We start from the raw sequence: 14286 nt of genomic DNA, 5'->3' as shown, positions 1-14286 counted from the left end.
GGTGGAGCGCAGGTTTGCGCTAAATATTGTTTGTATATATCCACACTAAATGGATTTAGATCTCTATGAAAATAATAAACAGCACGAAGTTATTAATTTTAGGTGTTTTTATAATGCTTTTGTGTGGTTGTGGTGGTGGAGGCGGGAAAGGGTCTTCTCGAGCTAAGAATGTAGAGGAAAATATCGTAATTTCACCTAGCTCCTCATCTAATTTGATTTCTCTTTGGAATGGTGCGCCGCGTGAGTGCGATATTTTGCAATTCCCCGCCCACGGCCAATTAGAAGTTCTCGATTCTTGCAGCTTTTACTATAACCCTGATCAATCTTATACAGGTCTCGATCAGGTCGTAGTGCGTTTACGTGAATTGGATATCGAAAATAAGAAAAAAGTTCGAGAAGAGACGATTTTTCATTATCAATTAAATGTTTATTTCTACTCTTCTAGTTTTATGGATGCAATTGAAGCTAAAGCTTTAAAACATACAAAATTTATTTTAACTGGGAATGACGGGTATATTCCCTTTGATCCGGTGCCTGCAGCACTGGGGCTCGGTGATTTTAATGGCGACGGACTAGATGATTTTGCCATTCAACGAAACCCTGATTACACATCACCCTTAGATGTCGCGATCGTTTATGGTCAGGCCTCGCTGCCACCCTTAGTTACTCTTTCTGAAAGCGATGCTCCTTTTGTTAACCCTTATGGCTTTGCATTTCGATGGCTGCCAAGTGATGACTATTCGGATCAATCCTTTAGGTCATTACGAGCGATTGGAAAAGCCGATGATTTTAATAATGATGGCTTCAATGACCTTCTGCTAAGTGGTAGTGGAACCGTTATGGTATTTGGAGGGCAAGAGGCAAGTGATATTCAGGCGAAAATCTTGGCAGGCAATTCTTTGGTCGGTTTAGCGCAAAATATATTTCAGAGTGACTATTATTTCGATAATGTCGTCGGGTCTACAAGTGTGGGGGATATAAATGGTGATTTGATTCCCGACTTCAATTTTGCCATTGGCAGGTCGTTTATGATTATAGAGGGGAAACAGAATCCAAGTAGATTGCCGACCTCCGATGATATTGCCGATTACTATAAGTTTTATCCCTCCGAAGATTATTTCAGCAGTGCTTGGGCAAGCCATCTTCAGAATTCGTCTGGAGATGTCAATGGTGACGGCTTTAGTGACTTTATTGTTTCTGACTTTGTGTTTGAGAGGGGGGCGGTATCGAAAGGGAAGGCCGTTCTCTTTTATGGTGGGGCGTCATTGGCAAAGGATAATGAGATTAATCTTGAGTCCAACCAAATCCCTCAGGCCACAACAATAAGCTGGAATGGTGAAGAGGAAGTGGGCTTTGGCGAATACTCAACGGTCATACCTGATATTAATGGAGATGGCTTTGACGACATCGCGGTAGGCTGTGAAAATTACACTTACTTAGGTGAGGAATTTGTTGTCATCGTTTATGGTGGTCCAAGCCTTGGTCAACACCTTTCAGCTGACACTGCGCGGCATTTGCGCATCGAAGGTGAGTTTATAAAAAGGGTGACCACCCTCGGCGATATTAATGGTGATGGTTTCAACGATATTGCTGTGTACCGGTCTTACAGCAATAGAGCGCACAATGATTTTTATATTATTTATGGCGCAGCAGATCTGCCGGAGAAAATAGTATTGCCGGAAAAAATACTTAATAGCGAAGATAGGATTTCAAACCATGTTTCTTGGTTTCGGTACGATCGATTTAAATCGATATCGCCTGCAGGAGACATTAATATCGACGGCTTTGACGATTTCCTAGTGAGCACCTATGCAGAAGGAAATCCAGTTTATTTAATCTATGGCGGTTCGATGTTTAAACAACCTAGGTTAGCTGAATTTGAATGACGGTACGCGTGCTAATTATTGTTTGGGTATAAAGGCTGGTGGCGTTTAAATGAGGTATAAGGTAGCCAAAAACTTGCTTTTATACTGTATATAAATGTCGCGCGCGGGGGCTTCAGTAGGCCAAGTTGTTACGATGAAGCCCCGAATTAGCATTGCTCTGCTCTAGAAATTACCACTCACCAGTATTCGGCATAGAAAGCCACGGCTCTTGCGGGTCGAGTGCTTCGCCGCGTTGCAGCAGTTCTATCGAGATTTGATCTGGCGAGCGCACAAAAGCCATGTGGCCGTCGCGGGGAGGACGGTTGATGGTTACCCCTGCGTCCTGTAGTTTTTGGCAGCTCGCGTATATGTCGTCTACTGCAAATGCTAGGTGGCCAAAATTGCGACCGCCTTGGTAGTCCTCACTATCCCAGTTGTAGGTTAATTCGATGGTGGGCGTATAGCTGATTTTTGCCGTCTCAAGGTCATCAGGTGCGGCGAGATAAATGAGGCTAAAGCGGCCTTTTTCGCTGTCATAACGCTTAACTTCTTTTAAGCCTAGGACGTCGCAGTAAAAGTGCATTGAAGCGTCAAGGTCTTTGACGCGAATCATGGTGTGAAGATATTTCATAAAGATCCAGTAGTTCGTAATGCTAGTGTGGCCTTGTTTATAGCGCTGGCGCCGTGTTTTCATGACTAGCGTGTTAATTGAATGGCGAGAACGTTTTTGTGGCTGAAACTGAAACAAAGCATTTACTGATTGTATACCACAGTCAATCCGGCAGAAACGAAAGTTTAGCCTATGCCGCTAGCAGGGCCGCTCAGGACGCTGAGCCCGATCTTGAGGTTCGTTTATTGCGAGCAGCAGAGGCGGGTACCCGCGATTTAATTTGGTGTGATGGGGTTCTGCTGTTCTTTCCAGAGAATTTTGCGGTGATTGCTGGGGGAATGAAGGACTTTTTTGATCGCAGTTTTTATCCTGTGATTGAGCGCCAAATAATTCTACCCTATGGCGTGTTTATCTGTACGGGCAATGACGGTACGAATGCGCTACAGGATTTTGAGCGTATAGCCCGAGGTTATAGTTGGCGCTCTGTCAGCGAGGCGGTAATTGTCACCGGCCGTCCCGACGGCGCAGCATTCACAAAAGCTGAAGAGTTGGGTGCTGCGTTTGCCAGTGGCCTAAGTCTTGGAATTTTCTAAGTTTATTTTCTTATACGCATATGGCCTATTTGCCAGTTTTGCGTTGATCTGATCCCTCCTACTATTCGTAGCATTTCTTGTGCCATTCAGGTGCGAGTATAGCGGTATTCCACATTTTACTTCTGTGAAATACCGACTAGACTCATTATCAACCCTTACTGTTACGTACGTAATTGGTGCTCAATAGCTAGGGTTGAATAATTAAAATAAATTTATCGGGAGAGTCTTAAATGACAAAACAGCGTGTGGTTAATTATCGTGTAGCGCCTCTGGTGCTAGCTATTGGCCTGTGTGCAAATTCCTCAGTTTATGCAGCGCCAGCCCTCGAGGAGGTGTTGGTCACGGCTACGCTTAGAACCGAAAGCTTGCAGGATGTGCCTGTATCGGTAAATGCGATGGCAGGTGAAAAAATGCAGGAGGCTGGTATTGATAAGATTGAAGACCTGCAGGCCTACGTGCCCAACCTGTCTATGTCAGAGACGGGTATAGGGACCAATATTTATATTCGCGGTATCGGCTCAGGTATTAACCCCGGTTTTGAGCAGTCCGTTGGTATGTATTTTGACGGTGTTTCCTATAGCCGTGCGCAATTAACCCGTGCACCTTTTTTAGATTTGGCCCGCGTTGAGGTTCTGCGTGGTCCGCAAAATATTCTCTACGGTAAAAACAGTATTGCAGGGGCTTTGAGCCTAGTTTCTGCGCGCCCCGGGCAAGAGCAAGAGGGTATGATTTCTGGCTTATACGAGCCAGATCACGATGAAAAGATCGTTGATTTTATGGTGTCTGGGCCGATAACCGATACCTTGGGTGCACGGGTTGCTATTCGCAAACGTGAATTCGGCGGTTATATCGAGAATCTGACCTTAAATCGCGATGAGCCGCAGCGAGATGAGTCCACCATTCGCGCTATTTTGGATTGGGACGCGACACCAGATCTTACGGCAATGCTTAAATTTGAGTTGGGTAAATTCGATGTGCTGGGTAGACAAGTAGAAATTGTCAATGATCAGCCGTCGGCTATATTGGGAGGCGCTACCTATTCTCAGGCTTTGGCGGGCAGCTTCGGAGCCGATCCTTCGGTCTTAAATACCAAGCAGGACTATAAGCGTTCGTCTAACGGTGATTACAGTAATAACCGCACTAAAAACATTACTCTTAATGTTGACTATGCCCTTGGTGAAAGCACCTTGACCTTTATCACCGGCTTGTTGCAGTACGAATTTGATGAGCTGTGTGACTGTGACTTCACCGGCGCGCCAGTATTTAGCGTACCGTTTGAAGAAGACTACGATCAATACAGTCAGGAAATTCGTTGGGTATCTGCGGCGGGGGGCACATTAGAGCATATTGGTGGCGTCTACTATCAAAAAAGCAATTTAGATTTTTACGATAGCATCATTATCGATTCTGGCATTATTCCAGCAGCGGTGTCTTCACGGGTGCGTGCGCAGGCAATTGCTGCGGGCGATTCACCAGCTGTTGCAGATGCTAAGGCTGCTGGAGCGAGTGCGGCGATTGCCAATACGACAACACCTCGTTATTTCACGAGTGACGCCGAGTTATGGTCGGTTTTCTGGCAAACAACGTGGAATGTTAATGATCGTCTTAGAGCGACTTTGGGCTTGCGTTATTCAGATGAGACCAAGGATGGCTCTCGGAGCTTAACAGTTGCTGACCTTGCGGGCACTGAGCGCCCAATTGGTACAGTAGATGGTGTATTGGCGGAATTGTTTAAGATCGAACGTCACGACCTTAAGGGCAGTCAAAGCGGTGGTAAGTTGGCGCCGTCTTTAAATGTTCAGTTTGATGTAAATGACGATGTGATGGCGTATGCAATAGCTAGCCGTGGCCATAAGTCTGGCGGTTTTGATGCGCGTTCAAATGCCTCTCCAAGTGCGGCGCCAAATCCAGTTGGTGCGTCAATATCGGGTTCATTTGAATATGATGAAGAACAAGCGACCAGCTTTGAAGTGGGTGCAAAAACCAGCTTTATGGATGGTCGGGGCGAGTTAAACATCGCCGCGTTCTTCACCAAATACGATGATCTTCAAGTGAGTATCTTTGATGGCACCTTGGGTTTCAATGTGGGTAATGCTGGTGCAGCGGAAACCAAAGGTATTGAGCTCGATGGCCGCTTTGCGTTGACAGATAACTTGTTAATGACGGGTGCACTGGCCTTCCTTGATTTCGAATTTACTGACTTCCCTAACGGCCAGTGTTATCAGGGGCAAACTGAAGATTCTACGGTTAATGGTGTGAAGTACTGTGATTACAAAGGGATGACTAACCAATACGTGGCGGATTATTCCGGCAACGTTGGTTTTGTTTACACTCGAGAGTTTGGTGACGCAATGGAGTTTCGTGCGGCAACAGATTTCACCTTTACCGATGATTACAATTCGTCGCAAAACTTAGATCCTAGTCAGGAGCAGGATGGCTATGTTGAGGTGAATATGCGCTTAGCCGTTGCCGATGTGAAGTCAGGCTGGGAAGTCGCTCTGATCGGTAAAAACCTTACTGATGAGGATGTGGTCTCATATTCAAATGATGTGCCGCTTGCTAACAGCAGCTTTGGTAGTATCGGCCATTATGCGTTTATTGAACGCCCACGCAGTGTTGCGGTGCAGGTGGCTTACCGTTGGTAATCATGTAAAAGCAGTGGAATAGCTTTGCTCGTAGGATTAAGGAGCGCGATGTGAATCGCGCTCTTTTTTTGTCTGTACCTGTTGTTGATTATTAAAGAGTCTTAATTGATAAAAAGTGCTAAGTCGTTGAACTATGCCTCAAAATGAGTTATGTTTTCATTGCATACATCTTGGCTTATATCTAAAATGTAAGCTATTTTGAGATTAGGCTGCTGAGTAGCGCTTGGCTATCGGTAGCACTATAAATATAAAACTATCGCACCTGGAGGTCTCATGACCTTGAAAAGTCCTGATTTTGGTTTTCGTCGTTCCGCAATTGCTACTGCTATTGTGCTGTGTTCCTCATACTCGGTCGCCGCTCCTGTACTTGAGGAGGTGATTGTTACCGCCACGATAAGGGCGGAAAGTTTACAAGATGTTCCGGTTTCCGTTAATGCCGTGTCTGGCGAGAAAATGATGGAAGCAGGTATTAGCAAGGTGGAAGACCTGCAAGCCTATGTACCTAACCTAACAATGTCTGAGACGGGTATTGGTACCAATATTTATATTCGCGGTATTGGCTCTGGTATTAACCCAGGTTTTGAACAATCTGTGGGTATGTATTTTGACGGCGTTAGCTACGGACGTGCGCAATTAACGCGGGCACCATTTCTTGATTTAGAGCGTGTAGAAGTATTGCGTGGCCCGCAAAACATTCTTTTCGGTAAAAACAGTATCGCTGGTGCCCTAAGCTTAATTTCTGCACGCCCAGGACAAGAGTTTGAAGGGCTGGTTTCTGGCACTTACGAGGTAGAAACTAACGAGCGTGTTCTCGACTTTATGGTGTCAGGGCCAATAAATGATGAGTTCGGTGCGCGTTTGGCGATTAGAAAACGCGAAATTGATGGCCATATTGAAAACCTCACATTGAATCGTGATGAGCCCCAGCGCGATGAGCAAACTATTCGTTTGATTGTAGATTGGGATGCAACGCCAGATTTATCTGCGTCATTGAAAATGGAACTCGGTAAGTTTGATGTTAATGGGCGTCAAATAGAGATTATTAATGACCAGCCATCAACGTCAACAACTAGCCAGTTCACCGGTAAGACTTATGGGCAAATATTGGATAACACCGTGATTGGTGTTGGCCCGATTACATTGGCAACTGTGGACGCAGATTCTTCAGTATTAAATAACTATCAAGATTTCAAACGTTCATCTAATGGTGACTATAGCTATAACGATACTCACAATATTACTTTGAATGTCGATTATGCTTGGGGAGATCATCAATTTACTTTTATAACCGGTATTTTGGGGTATGAAACTGACGAATTGTGCGATTGTGATTTTACTGGCGCGCCGATTTTTGCTGTAGCAGCAGAGGAAGAGTACAGTCAGTTTAGTCAGGAGTTCCGCTGGGTTTCCCCCATAGGAGAAACATTTGAATTTATAGGTGGCGGCTTCTATCAAAAAAGTGAGTTAGATTTCTTTGATAGTATCCAGGTCTCTAGTGACATACTTCCGGACCTACTTAACGCAGATGACCTTCAGAAAGGTGGAGCAAACGGCGAAGCGCCTCCATTTGACTTAACAGGGGGCTTGTTGGGGCTAGGTTTGGGTGGTATCGGTGATGCCGGTGACGAGATTAGGAACTTAGGCACACCACGTAACTTTAGCTCCGACACGGAATTGTTCTCGGTATTCTTGCAGACAACTTGGAATATCACTGATTTATTCCGTGCGACTTTCGGAGTTCGCTACTCCTACGAGGAGAAAGATGGCTCTCGTAAATTGGAGTTAAGTGACTTGAGCACGGGTGCGATCCGACCAGTCGGCGAAGTTGATACTGTTGTAGCAAAGAATTTCTCCGCTGAACGTCATGATTTAAAAGGCTCACGTTCCGAGGGTAATTTCGCGCCGTCGATCAATCTGCAATACGATTGGAGCGACGATGTTATGTTGTATACAACATTAAGTCGTGGTTATAAATCGGGCGGTTATGATGCGCGTTCGAATGCATCTCCTGAGGCTAATCCGGTACGTCCAATTCAAAATATAACCTCTCCAGATAGTGCGCCAATTATTGTTGGTAGCTTTGAGTATGAAGAAGAGCAGGCGACTAGCTTCGAAGCTGGTGCAAAAACGACTTTGTTAGACGGTGCGGCAGAGCTGAATATCGCAGCCTTTTATACAAAGTATGATGATCTTCAGGTGAGTATTTTTGATGGTACTCTAGGTTTTAACGTTGGTAATGCCGGCGCGGCAACAACCATGGGCTTAGAGCTTGACGGCCGGATGGCGCTGACTGAGAACTTGATGATGACAGGCGCCTTGGCCTTCTTGGACTTCGAGTTTACCGACTTCGCCAATGGTCAGTGTTACCAAGGTCAAACACCTGATTTTAATGTTAGCGGAACTGATTACTGCGATTACAAAGGAAAATCTAATCAATACGTTGCGGATTACTCCGGTAACCTAACCTTTGTGTACAGCACTATGGTAAACAAAGATATTGAGTTTAGAGGTGGTGTAGACTTCGTGTTTACCGGTTCTTATAACTCTTCGCAAAACCTTGATCCAAGCCAGGAGCAAGACGCCTATGTTAAGAGCAATGTGCGCTTGTCACTCGGTGACGTGACCAAGGGTTGGGAGGCCGCGTTCTTAGTTAAAAACTTAACTGATGAAACAGTAATCTCTTACTCCAATGATACGCCGCTATCTAGCAGTATCTTTGGCAGTACCGGTCATTACGGTTTCATTGAAACGCCACGCACCTACGCAATTCAAGCGACGTATCGCTGGTATTAATAAAGCGATTTAAGGTAATTTACTAACGCCGCATCTGCGGCGTTTTTTTTGCCACGTATTTACGCTGAGTGACTTAAATAGTGAAGAGTATTGAACAAATCGTGCTTGCTGGTGCACTTGACCTTCTTAAGAATGGAGGGCACGGATGGCTGTGTACTGTGGTAAAAACCTTTGGCGCCTCGCCACGTCCCTTGGGGTCGATGTTATTGTTGAGCGGCAATGGTGCTGTGACTGGGTCGCTGTCCGGCGGTTGTATAGAAGACGAATTGCTCGAAAAATTGCAGCGTGGCGAATTAGCAACATTGCAGCCAGAAATATTGGAATACGGTGTTAGTGCCGAAGAAAACGAACGTTTTGGCTTGCCCTGTGGCGGGCGAATGCAGATCTTGCTCGAACCCTTAATGGCCTCCGCTGAGTTTTGTTCTTTATTAAACGAACTGTGTGAGGCTTTAGATACTCGTTTAGCCAAACGTCGGCGCGTTGATCTGCGCTCTGGTCAGTGGCAGCTTGAGGATGTATTTCGCTGCGAGCCTCTCGTTATACGTGAAGATGTACTCATTCAGGATTTTGGCCCTAGGTATCGATTATTACTGATTGGTGCGAATGAGTTGGCGCGATGTATTTCAGAGATAGCGCTGGCAATGGATTATCGGGTGGTGGTCTGTGATCCTCGAGAAGATCGTCGGGAGCAGTGGTCGGTAAGCGGTGCGGAATTAAACAGCTCAATGCCCGATGAGGCAGTGAGCGAATTTGCTGATCCTTATACCGCAGTAATCACTCTGACCCATGACCCTCGAATAGATGATATGGCCTTGATGCAGGCGCTTACCGAGCCCTTGTTTTACGTTGGCGCGCTGGGTTCTGAGAGAACCTCGACAAAACGCCGAGCGCGGTTAAAGCAGTTGGATATCAGTGATGAACAAATTGATCGTCTACATGCACCGGTAGGTTTAGCGATTGGTAGTAAGTCAGCGATGGAAATTGCCGTGGCGATTATGGCGCAGCTCACACAGCTGCGGTCAGTATCGCTGAAAAAAGTAGATGTTGGTGACGTATAAAATGTTGCCGATTATTATTTTGGCTGCCGGTAAAAGCCGCCGTTTTGGCGATAGTGACAAGCGTTTTACGGTTTTGCCCCACGGTGGTGTACTGATTAACGCCTTGGTGCGTCGCGCTAAAAAAACGGGGCTAGATGTTTCAGTGGTGATCAATGCCAAAGACATGATCGCCGATAAAATTGATGCGCCATGTATTGTTGCGCCGAATGCCGAGCAAGGAATGGGGGCGAGTATTGCCGATGCAGTGAGCGTATTTGCAAAGCGGTCTGCGGCGGAATCTCTATTGATTATGCCTGCGGATCTACCCTTACTCAGAATAGAGTCTCTTCGCCGAGTGGCCGCCAGCGCTGCGCCAAATCGCATAATTGTTCCAGAATGCGAAGGTCGACGCGGGCATCCAGTTGCCTTTGGAAGGCAGTTTTGGCCTTTATTACGTGAATTAACAGGGGATGAAGGAGCGCGATCGGTAATTGCTAATCACCACGAAAGTGTTGATATCGTCGAAGTCCAAGATGAAGGAATTTACCGCGATGCAGACACTCCTGAAGAAATGCGCGCCGTGCTAAGCAAATTGCGACCTACCTTGCGCTAAGCCTGGCTTTCATCGCTAGCGTCTCTGAGTAATTCGATAAATGCTTCTGCGGCGTTGGATAGGCTGCGATTGCGGTGATGTACGCAGCCCAGGGTGCGGCTAAGTTCTTGTCCTTCCCACTGAAGTGCTACCACGCTGTCATCAAGCAAGGTTAATGGCAGTATGCTCCAGCCAAGACCGATACTGACCATTACTTTAATGGTTTCTAGGTAGTTGGTAGACATGCCGATATTCATGTTTAAACCGCGCTTATCAAATAACTCTTTAATAATTTGGCCGGTATAGGTGTTGAGCCCCGGCGGTAGAGCGGTGTGCTGGCTAAGCATTTCGGCGTTCACTTTGGCGTACTTTGCCAGAGGGTGATCGTGGGCAACCGTAACAGCGAGGGGGTCCTCCCAAATTGGCATTGATTGTAATTGCTGCTCACCGGTTGGCGACAGGGTAATCACAGCCAGGTCCATCTCTCCGTGCAGAATTAACTGGTGGGCCTGTTCTGAGTCCATAAAGTCGATGTCTAGCTTAACCTCGGGATAGAGTTGGCTGTATTTGCGCAGTATTGGCGGAAGGCGGTGAAGGCCAATGTGATGGCTTATCCCCATCGATAAACGCCCACTGACGTGGCCGCGCAAATCATGGATGCTGCGCACGGCTTCTTTTAAGTCCTGCAATATTCGCCGGCTTTGCGGGAGTAGGGCTTGACCGGCTTCAGTGAGGTGCACTTTGCGGCCGATTCGATCAAATAATTTACAGTTCAATTGTGCTTCTAAGGCCGCGACGCGTTTACTCACTGCTGGTTGGGTGAGGTATAGCTGCTCTGCCGCTAGCGAAAATGATTGCTGATCGGCAACCGCGAGAAAGGCTTTGAGAGAATCGGTATCCATGTCGTAAGAGTATTACTATTCCATAATAGAATGCAAATAATGAAAAATATGAATTTGTGTTATTTGATGGTGCTGCGTAGTATTGCGGTTCTGATAAGTGATGCAGGCATTGCTTCGCTATCGCAGACTTGGCAAATACGCTTACTTCATGAAGCGTAGGACGAAATGGGGCAGAAGATTATGGCTGGACAAACGCTTTACGACAAACTGTGGAATGCACATCTGGTAAAAGAACGGGATGACGGCACCGCCTTGCTTTATATCGACCGTCACTTAGTGCATGAAGTCACCTCGCCACAGGCATTTGAAGGGCTTCGTATGGCCGGTCGCCAGCCTTGGCGGGTTGGGGCGAATATCGCAACCCCTGACCACAACGTACCTACCGAGCTTGTTGAGCGCAGCGGCGGTGTTGAGGCGATTGCCGATGAGGTGTCGCGAATTCAAGTGCGCACTCTAGATGAAAACTGCGATGAATTTGGCATCACTGAATTCTCAATCAACGATGTGCGTCAGGGTATCGTGCATGTCGTCGGGCCAGAGCAGGGCGCAACCCTGCCAGGTATGACTGTGGTCTGTGGCGACTCACACACAGCGACTCACGGTGCATTGGGGGCATTGGCTCACGGTATTGGCACCTCAGAAGTTGAGCACGTGCTTGCCACCCAATGCCTTATTCAAAAGAAGAGTAAGAATATGCTGGTGCGAGTGGATGGTGAACTCGGCGCTGGTGTAACGGCAAAAGATGTAGTGTTGGCGATTATCGGCAAAATAGGCACGGCGGGCGGCACTGGCTATGCCATTGAGTTTGGCGGTGATGTTATACGCAATCTGTCGATGGAAGGCCGCATGACCATTTGTAATATGGCTATCGAGGGCGGTGCTCGTGTCGGTATGGTGGCGGTTGATGAGCGCACTATCGATTACGTTAAAGGTCGTCCATTTGCACCAAATGACGCGGAATGGGATTTGGCGCTGGAGTACTGGAATACTCTGCACAGCGACGACGATGCGGTATTTGATAAAACCGTGGTGCTTAACGGTGCCGATATTTTGCCACAAGTGACCTGGGGCACGAGTCCAGAAATGGTTTTGCCGGTAAGTGGCGTGGTGCCTAGCCCAGCCGATTATAGTGATCCGGCACAGCGCAGTGGCTGTGAGCGCGCATTGCAGTATATGGGGTTGACGGCAGGTCAGGCGATTACCGATATTAAACTCGACCGCGTGTTTATTGGTTCTTGCACCAACTCGCGGATTGAAGATTTGCGTGACGCTGCGGCGGTTGTTCGCGGCAAAAAAGTGGCTGCCAATGTTAAAGAGGCGATGGTTGTACCTGGCTCTGGATTGGTTAAAAAGCAGGCTGAAGCAGAAGGCTTAGATAAAATATTCCTCGAGGCTGGTTTGCTGTGGCGTGAGCCTGGCTGCTCCATGTGTTTGGCGATGAATGCCGACAAGCTTGGTGCGGGGGAGCACTGCGCATCAACATCGAACCGTAATTTTGAAGGCCGCCAGGGCTTTGGTGGGCGCACGCATTTGGTGAGTCCTGCGATGGCAGCGGCGGCGGCCATTGCCGGTCATTTTGTTGACGTGCGTGATTGGATCTAAGGAGTCTATGATGAAAGCATTTACAGTTCTTGACGGTATCGTGGCACCAATGGATCGCGCCAATGTTGATACCGATATGATTATTCCAAAGCAATTTTTGAAGTCGATAAAGCGCAGTGGCTTCGGCCCCAATTTGTTTGACGAGCTGCGTTATTTGGATGAGGGTCAGCCGGGACAAGACTGTTCTGCGCGGCCGCTAAATCCAGAGTTCCCTCTGAATTTTCCACGCTATAAAGGTGCATCCATTCTTATTGCGCGGGAGAATTTTGGCTGTGGTTCAAGTCGTGAACACGCTCCTTGGGCGCTTGAGGATTATGGCTTTCGCTGTGTAATAGCCCCTAGCTTTGCGGATATTTTCTTTAATAACTGCTTTAAGAATGGTGTATTACCTATCGTTTTGCCCGCTGCAAAAGTAGACGAATTGTTTACCGCTATGTATGCGGAGGAAGGCTATACATTGAAAGTCGATCTTAGCGCGCAGAGCGTTATAACTCCTGCCGGAGAATCCATCAGTTTTGAGGTGGATAGCTTCCGTAAGCACTGCTTGCTAAATGGGCTTGACGACATCGGTTTGACCTTGCAGGATGCCGACGATATTCGTAAGTTCGAAGCTAAGTGGCAGACTAAATCGCCGTGGTTATTTCGCGAACACAGCGCATAAACGAATTTAGACATACCCGTAGTGCATTTAGGAAGGAGGTAAGTTACTCACCCTCATAAAGAGGTTATCATTAGTTTACGAGAAAAATGGTAACGAGATGAGTAACTTACACAGCGTTTATAGCAAAATTCTGTCTCTTTTGCACGAAATTGAGCCAGCCGATAATTTTTTGAATCAAATCAGAACACCTAAGCTAAGCGATAAGGAGCTACTCGCGCTCAGTCTTGCAGCTGAAACACTGGGCATTGATTCAGAACACTTTTTGTTCAAACAGCTGCCTGCGTGCATCAATGGGAAAATTGAGCGCTCCGTTTATAACAGAAGAGCGCGAAGGTTGAGTTTTAAATTAGAAGAAATCAGAAGCGCTATTGTCACGCGATTAGATGTTGATAACGATATAAATATTGTCGATAGCATGCCATTGGAAGTGTGTAAAATGAGTCGATCTAATCGCAGTAAAATTTGCCAAGAATTTGAATCTAGCTCGCCAGATTTTGGTTTTTGTGCAGCACAAAATATGCGCTACTTTGGCTATAAGTTACACGCGGTTTGCTCACCGAGTGGCGTGTTAAAAATGTACGATATATCAAAGGCTTCGGTTCATGACATCCATTACCTAAACGATATTGAAGGCCAGTTAAACAATTGTGTTTTGATTGGCGATAAAGGGTATTTGAGCAGAGTTTGGCAAACAGATTTATTTTCATCAAGTTGTATCAATTTGCAAACACCGATGCGAAAGAACCAGAAAGAGTTTAGAGACTTTCCGGCTAAATATCGTAAAGCCAGAAAGCGGATCGAAACATTGTTTTCACAACTTTGTGACCAGTTCATGATACGGCGGAATTATGCAAAATCGTTCAAGGGTATTTCGCGCAGAATTGTGACAAAGATAGCGTCCCTCACATTAATTCAATGGTTCAACCAACGTGAAGGGAATAAATTAAACAACCTGAAAGTGGTCATTTCCTAAATGCACCACGGGT

The 14286-nt window shown here is 46.6% G+C and carries 11 protein-coding genes; 9 read left to right on the top strand and 2 right to left on the bottom strand.

Translation table 11 applies throughout. The features are described from left to right. Positions 1-65: 65 nt before the first annotated feature. Entirely contained in the window at positions 66-1886 is a 1821-nt protein-coding gene (locus C0068_RS07345) for a hypothetical protein (protein WP_103683846.1), read from the top strand. 169 nt (positions 1887-2055) lie between these two features. On the opposite strand, the gene gloA is transcribed toward C0068_RS07345, so the two are convergent. Continuing rightward, a complete protein-coding gene (gene gloA, locus C0068_RS07340) occupies positions 2056-2496 on the bottom strand; it encodes a lactoylglutathione lyase (protein WP_103683868.1) in 441 nt (146 codons plus the stop codon). A 98-nt stretch (positions 2497-2594) separates the two neighbouring features. On the opposite strand from gloA, the gene C0068_RS07335 reads away from it, so the two are divergent. The 5 genes from C0068_RS07335 (at position 2595) to C0068_RS07315 (ending at position 10156) form a co-directional block, all read left to right on the top strand. Further along, positions 2595-3068, top strand: a complete 474-nt coding sequence (locus C0068_RS07335; RefSeq protein WP_103683845.1) for a flavodoxin family protein — start codon at positions 2595-2597, stop codon at positions 3066-3068. A gap of 230 nt (positions 3069-3298) precedes the next feature. After that, positions 3299-5713 carry a TonB-dependent receptor gene (locus C0068_RS07330; protein WP_103683844.1) on the top strand — a complete coding sequence of 805 codons (2415 nt, stop codon included), beginning with the start codon at positions 3299-3301 and terminating at the stop codon, positions 5711-5713. 273 nt (positions 5714-5986) lie between these two features. After that, positions 5987-8506 carry a TonB-dependent receptor gene (locus tag C0068_RS07325; RefSeq protein ID WP_103683843.1) on the top strand — a complete coding sequence of 840 codons (2520 nt, stop codon included), beginning with the start codon at positions 5987-5989 and terminating at the stop codon, positions 8504-8506. Positions 8507-8586: 80 nt separating this feature from the next. Next, positions 8587-9564, top strand: coding sequence for an XdhC family protein (locus C0068_RS07320; RefSeq protein ID WP_103683842.1), 978 nt, complete (start codon positions 8587-8589; stop codon positions 9562-9564). Position 9565: 1 nt separating this feature from the next. Continuing rightward, complete coding sequence (locus tag C0068_RS07315) at positions 9566-10156, top strand: nucleotidyltransferase family protein (RefSeq protein WP_158249935.1); 591 nt, start codon at positions 9566-9568, stop codon at positions 10154-10156. Here C0068_RS07315 and C0068_RS07310 read toward each other — a convergent pair. After that, positions 10153-11037, bottom strand: a complete 885-nt coding sequence (locus tag C0068_RS07310) for a LysR family transcriptional regulator (protein ID WP_103683840.1) — start codon at positions 11035-11037, stop codon at positions 10153-10155. The genes C0068_RS07315 and C0068_RS07310 overlap by 4 nt on opposite strands. Positions 11038-11217: 180 nt before the next feature. Between C0068_RS07310 and leuC the strand changes: the two genes are divergently transcribed. The 3 genes from leuC to C0068_RS07295 all read left to right on the top strand — a co-directional run bounded on the left by leuC (position 11218) and on the right by C0068_RS07295 (position 14273). After that, positions 11218-12639: a 3-isopropylmalate dehydratase large subunit gene (leuC, locus tag C0068_RS07305; protein ID WP_103683839.1), complete on the top strand. Its 1422-nt coding sequence runs from the start codon at positions 11218-11220 to the stop codon at positions 12637-12639. Positions 12640-12649: 10 nt separating this feature from the next. After that, entirely contained in the window at positions 12650-13300 is a 651-nt protein-coding gene (gene leuD / locus C0068_RS07300; RefSeq protein WP_103683838.1) for a 3-isopropylmalate dehydratase small subunit, read from the top strand. A gap of 97 nt (positions 13301-13397) precedes the next feature. Then, positions 13398-14273: an IS982 family transposase gene (locus C0068_RS07295; protein ID WP_103682565.1), complete on the top strand. Its 876-nt coding sequence runs from the start codon at positions 13398-13400 to the stop codon at positions 14271-14273. The last annotated feature ends 13 nt before the right edge of the window (positions 14274-14286 follow it).

The organism is Zhongshania marina, assembly GCF_002915595.1.
Taxonomy (GTDB): Bacteria; Pseudomonadota; Gammaproteobacteria; order Pseudomonadales; family Spongiibacteraceae; genus Spongiibacter; species Spongiibacter marinus_B.
The sequence above is the reverse complement of the archived record's forward strand: the minus strand, read 5'-3'. Positions and strand labels throughout refer to the sequence as shown.